This window comes from Mesorhizobium album (assembly GCF_033977205.1).
Lineage (GTDB): Bacteria > Pseudomonadota > Alphaproteobacteria > Rhizobiales > Rhizobiaceae > Mesorhizobium > Mesorhizobium album.
This window is the reverse complement of sequence record NZ_JAVIIW010000022.1, coordinates 75,975-96,443: the sequence shown is the minus strand read 5'-3', so window position 1 is coordinate 96,443 and position 20,469 is coordinate 75,975. Positions and strand designations below refer to the sequence as shown.

General features: G+C 65.4%; 19 protein-coding genes. 10 read left to right on the top strand and 9 right to left on the bottom strand.

The annotated features are described in order from the left end of the window. Positions 1-18: 18 nt before the first annotated feature. From RFN28_RS19365 to RFN28_RS19350, 4 genes are all read left to right on the top strand, one after another. Positions 19-789, top strand: coding sequence for an alpha/beta hydrolase (locus RFN28_RS19365; RefSeq protein ID WP_320288922.1), 771 nt, complete (start codon positions 19-21; stop codon positions 787-789). A gap of 2 nt (positions 790-791) precedes the next feature. Continuing rightward, complete coding sequence (locus tag RFN28_RS19360) at positions 792-1,934, top strand: benzoate/H(+) symporter BenE family transporter (RefSeq protein WP_320288921.1); 1,143 nt, start codon at positions 792-794, stop codon at positions 1,932-1,934. Between the two features lie 115 nt (positions 1,935-2,049). Next, positions 2,050-2,544, top strand: a complete 495-nt coding sequence (locus RFN28_RS19355) for a DUF2852 domain-containing protein (protein WP_320288920.1) — start codon at positions 2,050-2,052, stop codon at positions 2,542-2,544. A gap of 222 nt (positions 2,545-2,766) precedes the next feature. Further along, positions 2,767-3,525, top strand: a complete 759-nt coding sequence (locus RFN28_RS19350) for a M48 family metallopeptidase (RefSeq protein ID WP_320288919.1) — start codon at positions 2,767-2,769, stop codon at positions 3,523-3,525. A 320-nt stretch (positions 3,526-3,845) separates the two neighbouring features. Here RFN28_RS19350 and RFN28_RS19345 read toward each other — a convergent pair whose 3' ends face one another. Continuing rightward, positions 3,846-4,064 (bottom strand): hypothetical protein, encoded by a 219-nt coding sequence (locus tag RFN28_RS19345; protein ID WP_320288918.1) that lies wholly within the window; start codon positions 4,062-4,064, stop codon positions 3,846-3,848. Positions 4,065-4,174: 110 nt separating this feature from the next. On the opposite strand from RFN28_RS19345, the gene RFN28_RS19340 reads away from it, so the two are divergent. From RFN28_RS19340 to RFN28_RS19315, 6 genes are all read left to right on the top strand, one after another. After that, a complete protein-coding gene (locus RFN28_RS19340; protein ID WP_320288948.1) occupies positions 4,175-4,834 on the top strand; it encodes a phosphoribosylanthranilate isomerase in 660 nt (219 codons plus the stop codon). 28 nt (positions 4,835-4,862) lie between these two features. Then, a complete protein-coding gene (trpB, locus tag RFN28_RS19335) occupies positions 4,863-6,113 on the top strand; it encodes a tryptophan synthase subunit beta (protein WP_320288917.1) in 1,251 nt (416 codons plus the stop codon). Positions 6,114-6,115: 2 nt separating this feature from the next. Further along, positions 6,116-6,955, top strand: a complete 840-nt coding sequence (gene trpA / locus RFN28_RS19330; protein ID WP_320288916.1) for a tryptophan synthase subunit alpha — start codon at positions 6,116-6,118, stop codon at positions 6,953-6,955. A gap of 95 nt (positions 6,956-7,050) precedes the next feature. Next, complete coding sequence (gene accD, locus RFN28_RS19325; RefSeq protein ID WP_320288915.1) at positions 7,051-7,977, top strand: acetyl-CoA carboxylase, carboxyltransferase subunit beta; 927 nt, start codon at positions 7,051-7,053, stop codon at positions 7,975-7,977. Positions 7,978-8,098: 121 nt separating this feature from the next. After that, positions 8,099-9,424, top strand: a complete 1,326-nt coding sequence (locus RFN28_RS19320; protein ID WP_320288914.1) for a bifunctional folylpolyglutamate synthase/dihydrofolate synthase — start codon at positions 8,099-8,101, stop codon at positions 9,422-9,424. A 54-nt stretch (positions 9,425-9,478) separates the two neighbouring features. Further along, positions 9,479-9,898 carry a VOC family protein gene (locus RFN28_RS19315; protein WP_320288913.1) on the top strand — a complete coding sequence of 140 codons (420 nt, stop codon included), beginning with the start codon at positions 9,479-9,481 and terminating at the stop codon, positions 9,896-9,898. A gap of 121 nt (positions 9,899-10,019) precedes the next feature. Here RFN28_RS19315 and RFN28_RS19310 read toward each other — a convergent pair whose 3' ends face one another. The 8 genes from RFN28_RS19310 to tsaE all read right to left on the bottom strand — a co-directional run bounded on the left by RFN28_RS19310 (position 10,020) and on the right by tsaE (position 20,465). Beyond that, on the bottom strand, positions 10,020-10,433 hold the full coding sequence (locus tag RFN28_RS19310) for a type II toxin-antitoxin system VapC family toxin (protein ID WP_320288912.1): 414 nt from the start codon (positions 10,431-10,433) through the stop codon (positions 10,020-10,022). Then, positions 10,430-10,678, bottom strand: a complete 249-nt coding sequence (locus RFN28_RS19305; protein ID WP_320288911.1) for a plasmid stabilization protein — start codon at positions 10,676-10,678, stop codon at positions 10,430-10,432. Before RFN28_RS19305 ends, RFN28_RS19310 begins: the two co-directional genes overlap by 4 nt. 78 nt (positions 10,679-10,756) lie before the next feature. After that, entirely contained in the window at positions 10,757-11,038 is a 282-nt protein-coding gene (locus RFN28_RS19300; protein ID WP_320288910.1) for a cupin domain-containing protein, read from the bottom strand. 130 nt (positions 11,039-11,168) lie between these two features. Next, entirely contained in the window at positions 11,169-11,492 is a 324-nt protein-coding gene (gene trxA, locus RFN28_RS19295) for a thioredoxin (protein WP_040972836.1), read from the bottom strand. Between the two features lie 75 nt (positions 11,493-11,567). Further along, complete coding sequence (addA, locus tag RFN28_RS19290) at positions 11,568-15,080, bottom strand: double-strand break repair helicase AddA (protein ID WP_320288909.1); 3,513 nt, start codon at positions 15,078-15,080, stop codon at positions 11,568-11,570. After that, on the bottom strand, positions 15,077-18,211 hold the full coding sequence (addB, locus tag RFN28_RS19285; RefSeq protein ID WP_320288908.1) for a double-strand break repair protein AddB: 3,135 nt from the start codon (positions 18,209-18,211) through the stop codon (positions 15,077-15,079). The genes addA and addB overlap by 4 nt, the downstream gene beginning before the upstream one ends. Then, complete coding sequence (locus RFN28_RS19280; protein WP_320288947.1) at positions 18,208-18,909, bottom strand: nucleotidyltransferase family protein; 702 nt, start codon at positions 18,907-18,909, stop codon at positions 18,208-18,210. Before RFN28_RS19280 ends, addB begins: the two co-directional genes overlap by 4 nt. A gap of 65 nt (positions 18,910-18,974) precedes the next feature. Continuing rightward, positions 18,975-20,465: a tRNA (adenosine(37)-N6)-threonylcarbamoyltransferase complex ATPase subunit type 1 TsaE gene (gene tsaE / locus RFN28_RS19275; RefSeq protein ID WP_430678394.1), complete on the bottom strand. Its 1,491-nt coding sequence runs from the start codon at positions 20,463-20,465 to the stop codon at positions 18,975-18,977. Positions 20,466-20,469: the final 4 nt, after the last annotated feature.

The following is a 20,469-nucleotide window of genomic DNA, read 5'->3' as shown; positions in this document are numbered from 1 at the left end:
GGCCGGAAGGACAAGGTCATGAACGCCAGCACGCCAGTTTTCATCGACGTCGACGGGGCAGAGATTGCCGTCAGGCAGGCGCCGGGTGCCGTGCCCGGTATCGTCTGGCTGGGCGGCTACAAATCCGACATGCTGGGCACCAAGGCCGAGGCGCTGTCGGCCTGGACGGCCAGTGAAGGCCGCGCCTATCTGCGCCACGACTATTCCGGCCACGGCGAATCGGGCGGCGATTTTGCCGACGGCACGATCTCGAAATGGCTGGCCGAGAGCCTCGCCGTCTTTCGCCGCTTCAGCAAGGGCAAGCAGATCCTGGTCGGCTCCTCGATGGGGGCATGGATTGCGCTGCGCATGGTGCAGGAATTGCGCAAAGCCGGCGACGATCGCGTCGCCGGGCTGGTTCTGCTGGCACCGGCGCCGGATTTTACGGTCGAGCTGATCGAGCCGGTGCTGACCAAGGCGCAGAAGCGCGACCTTTCGAAGAAGGGATTTTTCGAGGAACCGTCCGACTATTCGGCTGAGCCCTATGTCTACACGCGTGCGCTGATCGAGGACGGCAGGGCGAACCGGGTGATGACCGGGCCGATCGACACCCACTGCCCGGTTCACATCCTGCAGGGCCTGGCCGACCCCGACGTGCCGTCCGGCCATGCGCTGAAGCTCGCCGCACTCTTGCCGGCCGACGACGTGACGCTGTCGCTGATCCCCGACGGCGATCATCGCCTGTCCCGCCCCGAGGATCTCGACATGCTCAAGCGCGCCGTCGGCGACCTGGTCAAGCGGGTTTCGTAAGCATGCGCATTTCCATCCCGATATCCGCCTTCGTCGCGGCGATCGTCGGCTTTGGCGGCACGCTCGCCGTCGTCATTGCCGCCGCCAAGACGGTCGGCGCCAGCCAGATCGAAACTGCGAGCTGGGTAACGGCGATCTGCCTGGCCATGGCGATCGAATGCCTGTGGCTTTCCTGGCGCACGAAGATGCCGGTCATCACCGCCTGGTCGACGCCGGGCCTGGCGTTGATTGCCGCCTCCAGCGGCTTCACCATGCCGGAAGCCGTCGGCGCCTTCATCGTCACCGGCATCCTTCTGATCGCCACCGGCCTGTTCAAGCCGCTGACCCGGCTGATCGCGATGATTCCGGCCTCGGTCGCGTCCGGCATGCTGGCCGGCATCCTGGTCGGCTTCGCCATCAGCGCGGTGAAGGCCATCCCTTCCGATCCGTGGCTGATCCTGCCGCTGATCGCGGCCTTCTTCGTCATCCGGCTGTTCAATCCGGCATTGTCGGTGCTGGTGGTGCTAATTGGTGGCGGCCTCGCCGCTTTCCTCACGGGCCGCGTCGGCGGCCTGCCGGCGCCGGAACTGTCGGCGCTGACGCTGATTGCGCCGCAGATCAGCGCCTCGGCGATCGTTGGGCTGGCCTTGCCGCTTTACCTCGTCACCATGGCCTCGCAGAACCTGTCCGGCCTCGCCGTGCTGAAAGCCGCCGGCTATCACCCGGAGCCCGGCCCGTTGATCGGCGTCACCGGCCTGTTTTCGCTGCTCTCGGCGCCGTTCGGCGCCTCGACCACCAATCTGGCGGCGATCTCGGCGGCGATCTGCACCGGCCCGGATGTCCATCCGGACCTCGCCGAGCGCTGGAAGACCGGGCCGTTCTACGCGCTCGCCTATCTGGTCTTCGCCATTTTCGGCGCTTCGCTGGTGGCGCTTTTCGCCGTCCTGCCGCAGAGCCTGATCGTGCTGGTTGCTGGACTGGCGCTGATGGCGCCTTTGGCCAACGCGCTATCGATCGCCCTTCACGACACGGGCGAGCGCATGCCGGCCACGGTCACCTTTGCGGTGACCGCTTCGGGGCTCACGCTGTCCGGCGTCGGCGCGGCGTTCTGGGGCCTGGTTGCCGGAATGGCAGTGCTTTTCCTCGAAAATCTCAAAAAGCGATAATCATTTCAGATGCTTCGCCGGTTTTGGCCGGATTTGCCTTGAATCGCCGATTTTGCCTTCCCATTTCGATTCCACGCAGCCGGTTTGGCTGTCTCCAATGGAAGGATTGGGAGAAATGAACACAACCGCATTGATCCGTCCGGCCTGGACGCCGGCCACCATCGCGCTGATGGTGATCGGCTTCATGGTGTTCTGGCCGCTCGGCTTCGCCATGCTCGCCTACATCATCTGGGGCGACCGGCTCGAGGGCTTCAAGCGCGACGTGAACCGCGCCACCGACGGCATCTTCGCCGGCTGCCGCCGCAGCTCCGAGAAGGCCGCCCGCTGGGGCCACGGCTCGTCCCGCACAGGCAACGTCGCCTTCGACGACTGGCGCGAGAAAGAGCTGGAGCGCCTCGCCGAGGAGCGCCGCAAGCTCGACGAGATGCTGACCGAGTTCGACGAATATGCCCGCGAGCTGCGCCGCGCCAAAGACCAGGAAGAGTTCGACCGCTTCATGGCTGAGCGCAACAAGCGGACCGCGCCGACCGCCACGAACGAGACGACTGGAAAGACCGCCCCAAATCACGACCCAAATCACGACAAGGGCACCAACCTGCTTGACGACTAAGGCCGTGCGCATGACCCCGAAAATCGACGCCGATTTTCGGAAAGGATCATGCGCAACCTTAGAGTGCTACAGCGTCCTTTGCGCGTCCGACAGGACGCGCGGCGCTGTAGGGACAGGCCCGGTATGATACGCGGCGTCGCGCAAAGCGGCGCCGTTTCTTTTTTGTTCTTCATGTGACTTCGTTCCACTGGCCGTTTTTCTCGAATCGCGTATCGTCCAGCCATGTCCCTCGGCTTCTTTCGCAATCTCACCAAGTCCAAGCCTGCGCCCGTCGTCGAGCGCGAGCATTGCGTCGCTGGCCGCACGCTGCCGCTCAAGATCGTCGAGAGCGCGAGGGCAAGGCGGCTGACGCTGCGCATCGATTCCGGCGGCCAGGGCCTGCGCATCACCGTGCCGCCCGGTTTGCGCCGCGGCGAGGTGGAGAAGTTTCTCGATCGCCACCAGGACTGGCTGGAGCAACGCCTGGCCAAGGTGCCGATGCGGCCGCAGGTGCGGCCCGGTATCAAGGTTCCGATCCGCGGCGTGCCGCACCGCATCGTCCATGAGCCGGCAAAGCGCGGCACCGTCACCATCGCCCGCGACGATCGCGGCCCGTTGCTGATCGTGCATGGCGAGCGCGTGCACCTGCCGCGCCGCGTCGCCGACTACCTCAAGCGCGAGGCCAAGCGCGAGATCGAGAAGCTGGTGGTCAAGCACACCGAGGCGATCGGCAAGCGCGCCAAGGCGATCCGTTACAAGGATACCTCCAGCCGCTGGGGGTCATGCACCTCGGAGGGCAATCTCTCCTTCTCGTGGCGCATCATGATGGCGCCGCCGCCGGTGATCAATTACCTGGTGGCGCATGAGGTCGCGCATCTGAAAGAGATGAACCACGGCCCGAAATTCTGGAAATTATGCGAGAAGCTCTGCCCCGACACCGACCGCTGCAAGGACTGGCTGAAGCGCAACGGCGGGGCGCTGCAGGCGATTGTGTTTGAGTAGGGCTGGCCGCGGCGGTGCAAAGGCCGCGTGCCTTGGCGCAAACGTTAGAGATTGACGAATCCGCCCGAACTTCGTCATCCCAGGGCGAAGCAGGAGAGAAGCTCTGTCGCGGAGACCCTGGGATCCATGCCGTGACGTGTAAGCGTTTGCAGCGGTCCAGAAGTCGTGATGCCTCCAACAAGACGTCCCAGAAGGCGTTTATTCTTCGTCATCGCACCTTTCGGCCAACACACAGGATCCTCGGGTCTGCGCCGCGTCGCTTCGCTCCTTGCTCCGCCCGAGGATGACGACGGCACGGTCGCATCGACCTACGAAACCGCTCAATCGTCATTCGCCGCGTTGAGCTCCTCCGGCCGCAGCCCTTCCTCGCCCTGATGCGGCCACGGCAAGAAATTGCGGTCGAAGATGTCGCTGCCGAAATATTCGAGCGCCCGGTGCGCCTCGGCGCCGTTGAAGTCGGATTTCTCCATCAGATGCGCGATCACCTCGCGCGCCTGCGCGATTTTCTGCCTGAGTTCGGCGACAGTCTGGTCGGCCATTTTGTCTGCTCCCGCCTGCATTGCCTTGAATTCAAGTTAGCGCTTTCTGATCATCCGGCAACAGCATGCTTTTTCTCGACTCTTCGCCCGTTTCGTGCCAATCCCGCGGCATGACGCTCGACATCAAGATCTGCGGATTGAAGACCGACGCCGCGATGGCTGCTGCCCTTGCCGGCGGCGCTAGCCATGTCGGCTTCATCTTCTTTGCCAAAAGCCCGCGCTATGTCGAGCCGGCCGAGGCCGGCCGCCTGCGCCAAGCTGCCACCGGCAGGGCCAAGGCAGTTGCGGTCACCGTCGACGCCGATGATGCTTTCCTCGACGAGATCGTCGCCGGGATGCAGCCGGACATGCTGCAGCTCCATGGCGCCGAGACGCCGGCGCGGGTGGCGGAGCTCAAGTCCCGCTACGGCCTGCCGGTGATGAAGGTGCTTTCGGTCAGCGAAGCGGCGGATATCGAGCGGATAAAGCCTTATATCGGCATTGCCGACCGCTTCATGTTCGACGCCAAGCCGCCCAAGGGATCGCAATTGCCCGGCGGCAACGGTGTCGCCTTCGACTGGCGCATCCTTACCGGCCTTGACGCCGGGCTCGATTACATGCTTTCCGGGGGGCTCAACGCCGCCAATGTCGGCGATGCCCTGAGACTGGCCAATCCGCCCGGAATAGACATCTCGTCGGGCGTGGAAAGCGCTCCGGGCGTCAAGGATCCGGCGCTGATCGAGCAGTTTTTCCGGGCCGTAAGGACCGCGCGCGACGATCGCGCCGCCTGAAGAACTCTTTCAAACCAGGAGATCGGCGATGAACAAGCCGGCTATGCCCAATTCCTTCCGCACCGGGCCCGACGAGCAGGGCATGTTCGGCATTTTCGGCGGCCGCTTCGTCGCCGAGACGCTGATGCCGCTGATCCTCGATCTGGAAGAGCAGTGGAACAAGGCCAAGAACGATCCGGAGTTCAAGGCCGAGTTGCAGAATCTGTCGACCCACTATGCCGGGCGGCCGTCGAAGCTCTATTTCGCCGAAGGCCTGACGAAACATCTTCGTGAGGTTTCCTCCGCGAAGGGCCTCGGGGGCGGCGCCAAGGTCTATTTCAAGCGCGAGGACCTGAACCACACCGGCTCGCACAAGATCAACAACTGCCTCGGCCAGATCCTGCTTGCCAAGCGCATGGGCAAGAAACGCATCATCGCCGAAACGGGTGCCGGCCAGCACGGCGTCGCCTCGGCAACCGTTGCGGCGCGCTTTGGCTATCCTTGCGTGGTCTACATGGGCGCCACCGACGTCGCCCGCCAGAGCCCCAACGTCTTTCGCATGAAGTTGCTCGGCGCCGAGGTGCGGCCGGTCACCGCCGGCCACGGCACGCTGAAGGACGCCATGAACGAGGCGCTGCGCGACTGGGTGACCAATGTCGAGGACACCTATTACCTGATCGGCACCGCCGCCGGTCCGCATCCCTATCCGGAGCTGGTGCGCGATTTCCAGTCGGTGATCGGCACGGAAGCCCGCGCCCAGATGCTGGAGCAGGAAGGCCGGCTGCCGGACACCATCATCGCCGCGGTCGGCGGCGGCTCCAACGCCATCGGGCTGTTCCATCCCTTCCTCGACGACAATGAGGTCCGCATCATCGGCGTCGAAGCCGGCGGCCGCGGCCTGGACGGCGTCGAGCACTGCGCCTCGATGAGTGCCGGCTCTCCCGGCGTGCTGCACGGCAACCGCACCTATCTCTTGCAGAATTCGGACGGCCAGATCCTCGACGGTCATTCGATCTCGGCCGGCCTCGACTATCCGGGCGTCGGGCCGGAGCATTCCTGGCTGCGCGATAGCGGCCGCGTCGAATATGTGCCGATCCTCGACGACGAGGCGCTGGAGGCTTTCCAGCTGACCACCCGCGTCGAGGGCATCATCCCGGCGCTGGAATCCGCCCACGCCATCGCGCACGCGATGAAGATCGTGCCGAAGATGGACAAGGACCAGATCGTCATCGTCAACCTGTCCGGCCGCGGCGACAAGGACGTGCATACGGTGGCCAAGATGCTGGGCATGGAGATTTGACAATGACCACCCGCATCGACCGCCGCATGGCGAAGCTCAAATCCGAAGGCCGCCCGGCCCTCGTCACCTATTTCATGGGCGGCGATCCTGACTACGACACCTCTTTGTCCATCATGAAGGCGCTGCCGGGCGCCGGCAGCGACATCATCGAGCTCGGCATGCCCTTCTCCGATCCGATGGCCGACGGCCCGGCTATCCAGGCGGCGGGCTTGAGGGCGCTGAAGGGCGGCCAGACGCTGGTCAAGACGCTGAGGATGGCGGCCGAATTCCGCGCCGGCGACGACGAGACGCCGATCGTGCTGATGGGTTACTACAACCCTATCTACATTTACGGCGTCGATCGCTTCCTCACTGATGCCAAGGCCAGCGGCATCGACGGGCTGATCGTCGTCGACCTGCCGCCGGAAATGGACGAGGAGCTCTGCATCCCGGCGCTGAAGGCCGGCGTCAACTTCATCCGCCTGGCGACGCCGACCACCGACGACAAGCGCCTGCCCAAGGTGCTCGAGAACACTTCAGGCTTCGTCTATTACGTCTCGATGACCGGCATAACCGGCTCCGCGCTTGCCGACACCGCCAAGGTGGCGGCGGCGGTCAAGCGCATCAAGGGCCACACCGCGCTGCCGATCTGCGTCGGCTTCGGCGTCAAGACCGCCGAGCAGGCCCGCATCATCGGCGCTTCGGCCGACGGCGTCGTCGTCGGCACGGCGATCGTCAACGCGATCGCCAATGTGCTGGGGCCGAAGGGGGAGAAGACCGCCGATCCGGCCGAAGCCGTCGCCACTCTGGTCAGCGGCCTTGCCCAGGGCGTGCGCTTGGCCCGCCTTGCTGCCGCCGAATAGTCCAACTATTTGTTGTTACGCAGTTCCGGACGGAAAACCGCCAAACAGTTTTCCTGGAATTGCTCCAGGTCTTTTCCAGGACAGGAGCCGAAGCCATGAACTGGATCACCAATTACGTTCGCCCGAAGATCAATTCGATGCTCGGCCGGCGTACCGACATGCCGGAAAACCTTTGGATCAAGGATCCCGAGACCGGCGAGATGGTCTTTCACAAGGATCTTGAATCCAACCAGTTCGTCATCCCGTCCTCCGGCCACCATATGAAGATCTCGGCCAGGGAGCGGCTGAAATACTTCTTCGACGACGGCAGATACGAGACGCTGGAAAACCCCAAGGTCGTCCAGGACCCGCTGAAGTTCCGCGACGAGAAGCGCTACACCGATCGCCTGAAAGAGGCGAAGACGAAGACCGGGCTGGAGGACGCCATCCTCAACGCGGTCGGCACCATCGAAGGGCTGCCGGTGGTGGTAACGGTGCAGGATTTCGCCTTCATGGGTGGCTCGCTCGGCATGGCGGCGGGCGATGCGATCGTGCACGCCTTTGAGGCGGCGTTGCAGCGCAGGCGGCCGCTGATCCTGTTCGCCGCCTCCGGCGGCGCCCGCATGCAGGAAGGCATTTTGTCCCTGATGCAGCTGCCGCGCACCACGGTCGGCGTCGACCGGCTGAAGGAAGCCGGCCTGCCCTATATCGTCGTGCTCACCAATCCGACGACCGGCGGCGTCACGGCTTCCTACGCCATGCTGGGCGACGTGCATATCGCCGAACCCGGCGCGCTGATCGGCTTTGCCGGCCCGCGCGTCATCGAGCAGACAATTCGGGAAAAGCTGCCGGACGGCTTCCAGCGTTCCGAATACCTGATGGAGCATGGCATGGTCGACATGGTGGTCTCCCGTCTGGAGATGCGCCCCACCACCGCGCGGCTGTTGAAGATGCTGCTCAAGGTGCCGGCGGCCGAGAAGCCGGCGGAGCAGGACATCCTGCCGCCGGCGGTTATCAATGCCGAGGCGCGGCCGCAGGCCTGACGCGACATAGTTCGCCGCGAACCGCGATTGCGCGCCAGCCGTGGTGCGCAGTAGCTATTTGCGCATGATCCTTTCCGAAAACCGATTTCCGGTTTTCGGGGTCATGCGCTAGGATTCCGCCATGACAACGCTCGCCGCCGATCGCGAAATCGAACATCTGATGACACTCCACCCGAAAGGCTTCGACCTTTCGCTGGACCGCATCACCCGCCTGCTCGACCGTCTCGGCAATCCGCAGGACCGGCTGCCGCCGGTCATTCATATTGCCGGCACCAACGGCAAGGGCTCCTGCGCCGCCTTCTCGCGCGCGCTGCTGGAGGCGGCGGGTCATCTGGTCCATGTCCACACCTCGCCGCATCTGGTGAACTGGCACGAGCGCTACCGGCTGGCGGCCGAGGGCGGCGGCAGGCTGGTGGACGACAAGGTCTTCGCGGAGGCCATCGCGCGCGTCGCCAAGGCCAATAAGGGTGAGAAGATCACCGTCTTCGAAATCCTCACCGCCGTCACCTTCATCTTGTTCTCCGAGCATCCGGCCGAAGCTGCGATCATCGAGGTCGGCCTCGGCGGCCGTTTCGACGCCACCAATGTCATCACGCGGCCGGCGGTGTCGGTGATCATGCCGGTGTCGCTGGACCACGAAGCCTATCTCGGCGACCGGGTCGAGGTGATTGCTGCCGAGAAGGCCGGCATCATGAAACGTGGCTGCCCGGTGGTGATCGGCGCGCAGGAAAGCGAGACGGCGCTCGAGGTGCTGATCGAGACCGCCGAGCGGCTCGACTGTCCGACCGTCGTCTACGGTCAGGATTTCCTCGCCTTCGAGGAGAACGGCCGCATGGTCTATCAGGACGAGGACGGCTTGCTGGACCTGCCGCTGCCGCGGCTGCCCGGGCGCTATCAGTTCGCCAATGCCGCCGCGGCGATCGCCGCGGTCAAGGCCGCGGGCTTCGAGATCGGCCACCGCGCGGCCGAAAAAGCGATGGCACAAGTCGCCTGGCCAGCCCGGATGCAGAAATTGTCGCAGGGCAAGCTGGTGGACCTGGCGCCCAAGGGCGCCGAGATCTGGCTCGACGGCGGCCACAATCCGGGCGCCGGCGTCGTCATCGCCGAAGCGCTGGCCGAGCAGGAGGAAAAGAACCCGCGCCCACTATTCCTCATCTCCGGCATGATCAACACCAAGGACCAGAGCGGCTATTTCAGCGCCTTCAAGGGGCTTGCCCGGCATGTCTACACGGTGCCGGTGAGCAAGAGCGACGCCGGCGTGCCGAATGACGAGCTGGCGCTGCGCGCCACGGACGCCGGCCTGTCGGCCGAGCCGGTCGGCTCCGTCGCCAATGCGCTGATGCTCCTGCGCGACAGCTGGGACGGCCCGGCGCCGCGCATCCTCATCGGGGGCTCGCTCTATTTCGCCGGCGCGGTGCTCGACGAGAACGGCACGCCGCCGACCTGAACAACTCAGGCAAGCGCTTGAGGCGGATTTGGCGGGGACCGAAGGGAACCGGGCATGATCAAGGTAAAGCAGCTCGCCCATGTCTGCATCTTCGCGCATGACCTGGAGGCGACGCGCGGCTTCTACCGGGATGTGCTCGGCATGGACACGCGGTTCAATTTCCTGCGCGACGGCGAGATCTTCGGCTTCTATCTCGATTGCGGCGGCCGCAGCCATGTCGAGGTGTTCGAGAAGGGCGAGGCCAGCTACAGCGAGCGCAACCAGATCAACCACTTCTGCCTGGAGGTGGAAGATATCGAGGCGGCCATCGCCCACATTCGATTGAAAGGCGTCGAGGTGACGCCGAAGAAGCTCGCCTGCGATGACACTTTTCAGGCCTGGATCACAGATCCCAACGGGGTGAAGATCGAGCTGTTCGAATATACCGGGAAAAGCGCGCAATTCACCGGCGGCGATCGCGTCGCCGACTGGTGATCATGCATGTCGCCCGAAGTGCGCAGCGGTTTTGGGAAACGACATCAAAGACCTGAAGCGCGTAGCTGCAACCCGTCTTAACGCGACGCGCTTTCGGTAGTGGATCAGTCTGAAATGCAGTTCAGAAGTCCCACGGTGAGATCAGGTCAAGGCTGGCGGAACCGAAGTCGTTCAGATTGCGTGTTGCCAGCCGACCACCGTTCACGCGCGCGATGGCTGCAATCATGCCGTCGGGAGCCGACATGCCCCGGCCTTGGCGCCAGGCGCTCCCCATGATCTCGCCATAAGCCAGGGCGGCCTCCTCGGTCAGTCCGAAAATGCGGTCGGCAAAGCGACGGCGCCACTGAGAAAGCCCCTGCTCGAGGCGATCGGCACGCTCATCAGGTCGTATCTTCTGGATGCCGAAGGCGATTTCAGCAATCGCCACTGTGGGAAGAACCAGTTCGGCGTCGTTCCGGACAAGCCAAGCCATCACGGCCGCGTCCGGTACCTTCTTAAGAGTCTCCGAAATTACGTTGGTGTCGACGAAAATCAAAGCTCGGGTCCGGTATGAACTTGGCGGCCTTCGCGGATGATCTTCTCCAGATCAATGTCTGCGCCATAGTTTGCCGCCAGGCGAGCATAGAAGGTGGATGCGGGTTCGCGCCCCGCTTCACGGATCTCATAGGATTCAAGCGCGCGTTCGACGACATCGGCTACGGAGCGATTTTCGCGACGGGCAAGTCGATGAGCAAGGTCTCGTGCCTTTGCGCTACGGACCGAGAGCTGCGGTTCGGCCATCTGAAACTCCGTTTGAGGGAGATATAGGCTTGCGGGCTTCTGCCATCAAGATGGCAGAAGGTGGCTTGCCATCAAATTTCACTTCAGCTCGATCTCGATGAAGGCATATTCGCTGTCATTGGCGTTGATGACGTCGTGCTCGACGCCTTCCCTGCGGAAATAGGGCGCGCCCTTCTTCATCTCGGCGAAGGTGACGCCGTCCTTGGTCACAAGCTTCAGCTTGCCGTCCATGAGCGGCACCACGACATAGTCGTGGCCGTGGCGGTGCCAGCCGGTGTTGGCGCCCGGGGCGAAGCGGTATTCCGTGACGATGACTCGCTCATTGTCGACAAAGACGGTGGCCTTGGCTGTTCCGGTCATGGGGCTCTCCTTTTCTTGTAGAAGAGGAGATGGCAGGTCACAGCGTCAGGGCCAGAGCGCCGCCAGCGATGGCGCCAAAGAAAAAGCCCGGCGCGATGGCCGGGCCCATTCCTGAAATATTATGCTTGGCTCAGGCGAGGCTGCCGTTGATCCAGTGCGACAGCGCGGTCTTCGGCGCGGCACCCACCTTCATGTCGGCCACTTCGCCGCCCTTGAAGATCATCAGCGTCGGGATCGAACGCACGCCGTACTGAGCGGCCAACTCGGGATTCTCATCGATGTTGAGCTTGGCGACCTTGATCTTCGAGCCGAGCTCCTTGGCGATGTCTTCCAGCGCCGGGGCAATCATCTTGCACGGACCGCACCACTCTGCCCAGAAATCCACCACAACCGGCTCCTTTGCGTTGAGCACATCGGCCTGGAAATTGCCCTTGTCGACCTTGACGGTGGCCATGCTGGAATCCTTTCGAAAACTCGGGATTGCACCAAATGTGGTGGTTGTGGCGGCGATGTTCAAGCAGTTCTTGTGTCACGCTCCCGTGAGTCGGGCAAGGGCATCGTCCATCGCCTTTGCCGGGAGCCCGATCAGGCGCGGCGCCTCGGTGAAGAGCAGCGCCGCCGTCACCTCGCGGCCCGCATAGAGCGGCTGAAGCAGCGCGCGGTAGAGCGCAAGCTGCAGCACATAAGCCGGCGGCACTTCGGCCAGGCTCGCCGGCGCCGGCCGGTTGGTCTTGTAGTCGACGATCGACACCTTTTCTTGGGTGACGGCCAGCCGGTCGATCTTGCCGGAGATGGAACGCAGCTTGCCCTTCACCTCCAAGCTGCCCATGACCGCGACTTCCGGTCGTGACGACGGCGAGAACAGCGCACCGAAGCGGCTGTCGGAGAGGATGGAAAGCACCGCTTCCAGCGCCTTGTCACGCTCGCCCCGAGGCCATTCGGCGCCGGCGCGCGCCAGATAGCGTTCCGCGGCGCTTCGCCTTTCCTCCTCCGCAATGCCGGGCAGCATTTGCAGCAATTTGTGCAGGGCCAGGCCGCGCACCACTGCAACGCCTGGCTCGGCCTCGGCGTCGAGCACCGGCGAGCGCGTGTCGGGGAGGGCTTCTGTCGTCTCGTCGATCAGCGCCGACGCGCCGGAGGGCGAGAGCGGTCGCGGCAGGTCCTCATAGGGCGGCAGCGGCCGGAACAGGCCGTCCGGCAGCGGCGCGGCATGCTCGAACGGCGCCGTCTCGTCGGCCCCGGCGAAAGCCACCGGCGGCAGCTTGGTCATATGGAAGCGATGCACCGCCACCTCGGCCGTCGCCGGATGCCGGCGCTCGGTGCTTTCAGGCGCAGCTAGCAGCGCTCGGCTAACGATCGAATGCCAGGTGCCGGTGCTGGGCGCCCGCTTGCCGTGATAGCCGCAGACGATCAGCCGATCCTCTGCGCGCGTCATGCCGACATAAAGCAGCCGCCGGTATTCGTCGTCGGCAAGCTCGCGCGCCCGCACTGAGGCAGCTCTTGAGACGCCATTGGCGACGTCGCTGGCCGAGCGCCAGAGATAGCCCTTGCCCTTCCATTGCGCGCCCGAGCCTTCGAAGGCCATCAGCCGCGGCAGATGCTGGTCGCTGAACGGCGCCGAGCCGCCATCAACCAGGAAGACGACCGGAGCTTCGAGGCCTTTCGCGGCATGCACGGTCATGACGCGCACCTCGTCGCGGGTCTGGTCCATCTCGCGCTTGATTTCGGGCCCGCTGTTTTCGAGCGTCGAGAGGAAGGCTTCCAGCCCCGGCAGGCCGGTGCGTTCCTCGGCCAGGCAGAAGCTCAGGAACTCGTCGAGAATGTCGCCGGCTTCCGGCCCGAGCCGGGCCGTCATCCTGCGGCGCAAGCCGTCGCGCGCCAGTGCCGCGGCGTAGAATTCGAAAACCGGCCTGAACGCGACCTCGTTCGCCCAGGCATCGAGCCGGCTAACGATGGCGGCCAAGGCCTCGTCTCCGGCCGCATGTTGCCTCAGCGAGGCGATCAGTGACTGGCCGGATGGCCGCTCGCCGGCGAGCGTCAGCAAGGTTTCCTCGGAAACGTCGAAGATCGGGCTGCGCAGCACTGCGGCCAGGGACAGGTCATCCTCCGGCTGGATCAAGAAATGGCCGAGGGCGATCAGGTCCTGCACGGCGATATGGCCGGGCAGGCTAAGCCTGTCGGCGCCGGCGACCGGGATCTGCCGGTTCTTGAGGCTGCGCGACAGCGCATGCACGAAGCGGTCGCGCTTGCGAACCAGAACAAGGATATCGCCGGCCGTCAGCTTCCGGCCCTTGCCTTCGATAATCTCGCCGTTCCTTAGCCAGTTCTGGATGGTTGTCGCCACATGCTCAGCGACACGCACGGCGGGCGCGCTGGCGTGGTTGACCGGCAAGGTCCAGTCGTCCGGCTCCTCGACCATTTCGGCGCCGATCGAGGGCCAGACTTCGACATAGCCGGGCGCATCGGTGCGGATCGCCTTGTGGCTCAGCGGATCGGGATCGTGGCTGATGCCGCGCCGCACCCCTGGCTCGGCGAAGACGCGGTCGACGGCGGCGAGCACGTCGTCGCTCGAGCGGAACGACCAGGTGAGCTTCAGGTCGGCGAAGGAGGCTTCCGCGCTGCGCACGCGGCCGGCAAACAAAAGCCGGCTTTCGGCAAAGGAATCGGGTGCGGCTCCTTGAAAGGAATAGATCGACTGCTTCTCGTCGCCGACGGCGAACACCGTGCGCAGCACCGCCTCGCGCTGGCCGAGCCCGGCAAAGAACTCTTCCGTCAGCTTCTTCACCACCTCCCATTGGTCGGGGCTGGTGTCCTGCGCCTCGTCGAGCAGGATGTGGTCGATGCCCTGGTCGAGCTTGTATTGCACCCAGGGGCCGGCATCCGGCCGCGACAACAGGCTGACGGTGCGGGTGATCAGGTCGTTGAAGTCGAGGAAGCCGCGGCTGCGCTTCAGCTGCTCGTAGCGGGCGATCAGCCAGCCGGCGACGGTGAGCGCGGCGGCCGTGCCTTCCAGCATGCGGAACAATGCCAGCCGATCCGAGACATCGAGGATCGCCTTGGCCGCCGCGAGGTAGCGTTCCGGTAGGTCCGGCAACCGGTCGACCAACGCTTTCTTGAAGATCTTCGGCGGGTCGTAGGGGTCGCCATCGGACCGCAGGAAAGCCTTGGCGAGCAGCCGCAGCCGCCGGGTCGGATCGGCCTCGGCAAAGGCGCTCTGCGCATAGGGCAGAACATTGTTCAGCACCTGCCGCGCGTCGGCGGCTTCAGCGGCGCGCGCGAATTCGCTGAACTCGCCGGACGCAAAGCCCGGCAGCGGCCAGACGGAAGCGGCGATACCGTCGGCCGTCTGGCCTGGCCTGAAGCCGAATTCGGCAAAGAGCGGCCGGAAATCCCCGCCCTTGGCGATCTTGGCGACGAACCCGCGTAGCTCGTCGCGCTTGTTCACCATCTCCGACAGCAACGTGTCGAGCCCGAATTCGCCGCCGCGCTCCAGCACCGTGGCGAACGCTTCCGCCAGGCCTTCGACGCCGGCGCCGGCACCCGAAATCATGTCGCGGCGGGCGTCGGCGAACAGCGAGGCTTCCATCTGCGGATCGAGCATCTCGAAATGCGCGGGGATGTTGGCTTCAAGCGGGAACTGATGCAGCACCGATTCGCAGAAGGCGTGGATGGTCTGGATTTTTAGACCGCCCGGCGTCTCCAGCGCCTCGGCGAACAATCGGCGCGCGCGCCGCATGATGTCGCGGTCGGCGCCGCGCCCGTCGAGCGCGGCAATCCGCGACGCCAGCTCGGCATCGGGCAGCGAGGTCCATTCCGACAGCGTCGAGAACACGCGGTTCGACATGTTGGCGGCGGCGGCACGCGTGTAGGTGAGACACAGGATCTTCGACGGATCGGTGCCGTTGAGCAGAAGCCGGATGACACGCTGCGCCAGCACATGCGTCTTGCCCGAACCGGCATTGGCCGACACCCAGGCGGAATTTTGCGGGTCGGAGGCGCGCGCCTGGCTGGCGGCGGTGTCGGACGGGATCGGATATCTCATCCTTCCGCCTCGTCCTCGCTTGCGCCGCCAGCCGACCATTCGAGCACGCGGGCTAGGTGGTCGTAGTCGCCATCGGCCTCGCCTTCGCGGAAGGGCAGCGCGCGAGACAGATAGCCGGTCGCAGGATCGGCGTAGTGGAAGAGCAGCCTCTCCAGCCGCGCCCAGGCTTCCTCGGCAAGCTCGTTGGCGGTCTTCGGCTTGCGATTGTATTCGAGGATCGATTCCTCGAACACCTCGCCGTTCGGCTTCAGCCGCACGAAGGCAAGCTGTGAGGGCTCGCAGATGCCGAGCTCCCTGAAGGCGCCGCGCCTGAGCAGCGCGCCCTCAAGCGCGAGCTGCGGCGATAGCAGCGTGTGCGCCTGCGCCTTCGAGGGCGAGGAGCCTGTCTTGTAGTCGAGGATGTCCGCCATGCCACCGGCAAGCAGGTCGACGCGGTCGGCATAGCCGGAGAGCGTGACGCCGCTGCGGCCGACGACGGTCTTTTCGGCGCGCTCCTCGGCATGGCGCCTGGCGACCGCCTCGGCGCGGGTATGCTCCCATTCGAGGATGTTTTCGGCGAGTTTCTCGAAGCGCGGCCACCATACCGCCTCTATGTCCGGCGGAAGCTTTGCGTCGGCAAAGCAAGCCCGCCCGGCCTCGATAAGGGCTGCCAGTGCACCCGGCGCCCTTGGGTCCTCCACCCGGCGCGAAAACAGGTGCAGGATTTCGTGGAACAGCGTGCCGCGTTCGGCGGCGCCCGGATCGCGGATCACCGGGTCGAGCGGCATCAGGCCGAGGATGCGCCTGGCATAGATCGCATAGGGGTCGCGGCGCAGTGTCTCGATCTCGGTGACCGAGAAATGCTGCGGCCTGAGGCGCAGCGGCGGCTTCGGCTGCGGCCGGGCCGCGAACTCTTTTCTTTCGCCAGCATCGAGCGAACGCGCCCAGGCAAGCAGCGCCTCGCCGCGCCGGCTAAGCGCCGTCGCCTGGTCCCTACCGATGAAGGTGAGGATGCGCTGCAGCCAGCGCGACGGCACCGCGGGCGCGTCGCCGGACCGGGCCGAGCGCGTCAGCACCACCTGCCTGGCGCCCATCGCCATCTGGAAATCATGCGCGGCGAGGCCGATGCGCCGCTCCGGCGGCTCGAGATCGATCCCGGTCTTCATCAGCCGCGACATGAAGCGGTCGCTCTCCGGCTTGCGCGGCCACACGCCTTCGTTGAGCCCGCCGATGACGAGCGTGTCGACACTCTGCAGGCGCGCTTCCAGCGCGCCCCAGATGGCGATGTTGCGGTCGGTGCCTTGCGCCGGCTTGACCGTTTCCGGCGCGACCAGCGCCTCGACTACGTCCGGCCATTCGCCGGCGGGAAAGGTGAAGGGCGATGGCGCGGCAACTAGTCCGCGCAGCAGCTCGGCGAGTTTCTCGCCGGCGTCGCCGGCATAGAGCTCGGTCAGGCTGCCGTCGACCGCGCGGCCAAGACCTTCCAGCGCCGTGACGCTCGCCCGTGTCAGTGTTGCGATGTCCGCATCCTTCTCGCCGCGCATCGCCGTAAGCGGGGAGAGCGCATCGGCAAGGCGGCTAAGCACATCCCGTGTCTGCTCGATGCCGCGCACGGTGAGGCGCGGGAACCAGAAGGGTTGACGGCTGTCGCTACCAAGGTCCGCGAGCCGCGTCTCGAAAAGCTCGCCGAGCGAGACGATGTCCGGCCGGCCGGTGCCGCCGCGCAAGGCAACCAGCTCGATCAGCTCGGCCGCCTTGCGAACGGTCTGGCGTTCGAGGCCGGGGCCAAGCAGGGGATGCTTGAGCAGTGACAACAGACCTACCGGATCGCCGGGCCGGAACGCTGCCTGCAGCGCCAGCCGGAGCAGGCTGGCCGCTGGTGTGTTGCTTAGCGGCGTGCCGCCGGAATCGTCGGCGACGACGCCAAAGCGCAGAAGCTCGGCGGAAACCCGCCGCGCCAGGGCGCGGTCGCCGGTGACGAGCGCCGCGCGCTGACCCGGTATTTCCACCGCACGCTTCAGCGCGATCGCGATCGCCGCCGCCTCGTCGCGCTCGTTGGCCGCCTCGACCAGCGTCACGCCGGCCAGCGCCTGCTCGACATCCGTTGCCGCGAAGCGTGGCCGCGTCTCCGTCCAATGCTCGGTCGTTTCGGCCGGACGCAGCGCCTCGCCGACAAGGGCTGAGCGCAGCGCCAGCGGCCTCGTCGCCAGGCCGATTTCCTCGACATCGCGGCGCTCAACTCCGATGCCGCCGATCAGCTTGGCGAGGCCGTACTGCGGGTGGCCGAGCGTTGCCGGCCGCGCGCCGGGCATTTTGATGGCCGCGAAGGATGCGTCGTCCAACTCGCGGTCGAGGCCAGGTAACACCACCGCCCCATTGGGCAAGCTCGCAATCACGGCAAGCAGCTCGGCGGTGGCGGGAATGGAGCCGGTCGAGCCGGCGGCGATCACCGGTCCTGCCGGCGGATTGCGCTTCAACCGCGCCGCTTCCAGCCGGATCAGCGCGCTGCGATGCGCCGCCGGGTTGGAGCGGTTGCGTTCTTCAAGCAGCTTTGGCCAATTGTCGGTGACGATGCCGAGGAAATCGAGCGTCACCTGCCACCAGCCGGCGAGGTTGCCGGTCACAAGCGTCGCAAGCTTTGCCCAATCCGTGCCCTCGGTCTCGATCTCGTCCATCAGCCGGGCAAGATCGCGCGCAAGCCAGATGGCGTCGGCGGCCGAAGTCGGCACGACGAATTCCTCATTGAAGCGCGCCGCGACATGCGCCGGCAGGCTCTCTTTCCAGGCGCGGACCAGCGGCGCCAGCAGAAGCAGCCGCTCCTGCGCGGCGATCGGCGGCGCGAGATCGATGGCCGGTGCCGCCTCGGTGTCGAAAGCCGCCTCATCTTCGTCGAATTCGCCGAGCGGACGCACCGTCGGCAGGATGGCCGAGCGTTTGGCCCCTCCCGACTCAGAAAGCACCTCGACAAAGGCGCCACGCAGTGCTCGCGCGGCACGCCGGGTCGGCACATAAATGGTCGCGTCTGCGAGCGCCAGGGGGTCGCCGTCGAAGCGGAAGCCGGGGATGAGCCGGCCATCGAGCAACGCCTCCGCCAGCGTCGGCAGGAACGGCGCTCCGGGCGGGATGGAAAAGACGCGGCGCGAGCCGCTCATACCGCCTTCGCAAGGGCGCCGGCGACAGCCGCTTCGGCGGCCGGAATGGCGTCGGGCGTGCCGACGGTGATCCAATGGCCCTGCATCTTCATGCCGAACAGGCGGCCGGCGGCGATCGCCTTGTCGAAATAGGCGTTCAGCGAATGCGGCCCGGATGGTGCATCATTGAATATGCGTTTGTGGACAATCGCCGCGCCAGCGTAGATTAGGCCCGCAGGGTCTCCTTTTGAGCGCCGCAGAGTGCCGTCAGGCGCCATAAGAAAATCCGTGCTGCCGCAATGTCCGGTCGCCGATTGGAGTTCCGCGAGCATCAGCAGGATGTCCATTTTCGCACCCCGCCAAGCATGGGCGAGTCGCGAGAGATTGGAAACCTCTCTCTCTATCCAAAACGTGTCTGCGTTGAGCACGTAGAACCGGGCGCCCAGGTTAGGGAGCGCTTTGATGATTCCACCAGCGGAGTCCAGCAAACCTTGGCGCTCATCGGAAATGACGACCCGCGGTGTGTGTCGCTGTTTAACATGGGCGACTATCTGGTCGGGAAGATAGTGGACATTTACAACGGCTCTTTTGACGCCGACGCTGGCTAGGCTGTCGAGTCCCCAATCGAGCAGTGCCTTGTCGGCGATTTTCACCAATGGCTTGGGTATCGTGTCGGTGATCGGCCGCATGCGCTTGCCAAGACCTGCGGCGAGCACCATCGCGGTGGTTGGGACGAGAGCGTCGTCCATCAACCTTAAGCCCAGATCGTTCACCTCCAAGTCGGTCATTCCTCTAGCAGGCCATGGGCGTCATAGAAATCATGTAACCCAGAGAGCGCCGGATGCGCCAGCGCCCGCCTCAGATAGTCGCGGATGCGCGGCAGGTGTTTCAGATAGTAAGGCTTGCCGTCGCGCTTTTCGAGCCGCACGAAGATGCCGAGGATCTTCGAATTGCGTTGCGCCGCCATGATCGCGTAGGCCTCGGCGAAGCCGGCTTCGTCGAAGGTGCCAGCGGCGCGCCGGGCTGCGACATAGGCCTCGACCGTCCGCCGCTCGATCCCGGGCGGGACTGTGACGCGTGCATCCATGGCGAGCGAGGCGACATCATAGGCGGCCGGGCCGATCAGCGCGTCCTGGACGTCGACGATGCCGAGCCGGTCGAGGCCGGAGCGCTCTGCACGCCAGATGATGTTGGGCGAATGGAAGTCGCGCAGCATCAGCGTGTATTCTGCGCCCGCGAGCCGGTCGAGCACGGCATTCCATTGCTTGTGGTAGCCGGCCCGCAATGCATCGTTTGCCGGCTTGCCGGTGACCATCGGCACATACCAGTCGACCAGCAGATCGGCCTCGATCAGCATGGCCTCGCGGTCGAAGGGCGGCACGTCGTGGAACACGCCGGGCGCGGCCTCCATACGCTGCGGCCACGCCTTGCCATGCATCATGGCGAGCAGTTGCGCCGCTGCTTCATAGCGTTCAGCGATGGGCTGGCCATCGCTGCCCAAAAATCCTTCCGAGCCGAGATGTTCGAGCAGCAGAAAACCCTGGTCGAGGTCCTGCGCATGAATGACCGGAACGCTGACGCCGGCAGCGAGCAGCGCCCGGTCGATGGCGACGAAGGCGGTGACGGACTGGGCCGTGTGGGCGATCACCGCGTAGGGCTTACCGTCGCGCACCGGCGGACCGAGCACCAGGCGCGGCGAGTTCATCAGCACGCGCGGCGCCTGGCCGGGAAGCGAGACGATCTCGTAGGAGCGGGCGGACGCATCGCCGACGAAATGCCGGCGGCTCGCCTTCCCCCATCCGGCGGAGGCGAGAAAATCGCGCATCGCAAGCGAGCGCGCCACGCGCTCGAAGGCGGCTCCCTGCCCGGAGATTTTTGCCGACCGGCCGGCGCCCTGCTCGGCAAGCTCGACCTCAAGCGCATTTGCCGGCAGCTGATCCCCGGCCCGTTCCGGCCACTCGATCAGCGCCGCACCCTGCGCCAGCGCATCGTCGAGGCCGAGCTCGTCGAGCTCGTCCGGCGAAGACAGGCGGTAGAGGTCGAAATGGTGGACCGGGATCCGCGTGTCGTAGCTCTGCACCAGCGTGAAGGTCGGGCTCGGCACTTCGAGACCGGCATCGTCGGCAAGCGCCCGGATCAGCGCGCGGGCCAGCGTCGACTTGCCGGCGCCGAGGTCGCCCTTCAGCGCGATCGCGTCGCCGGCGCGCACAGCCATGGCAAGGTCTTCGCCAAGCCTTGCCGTCGCCGCCTCGTCGGCGAGAAAACGTTCCAGCATCGTC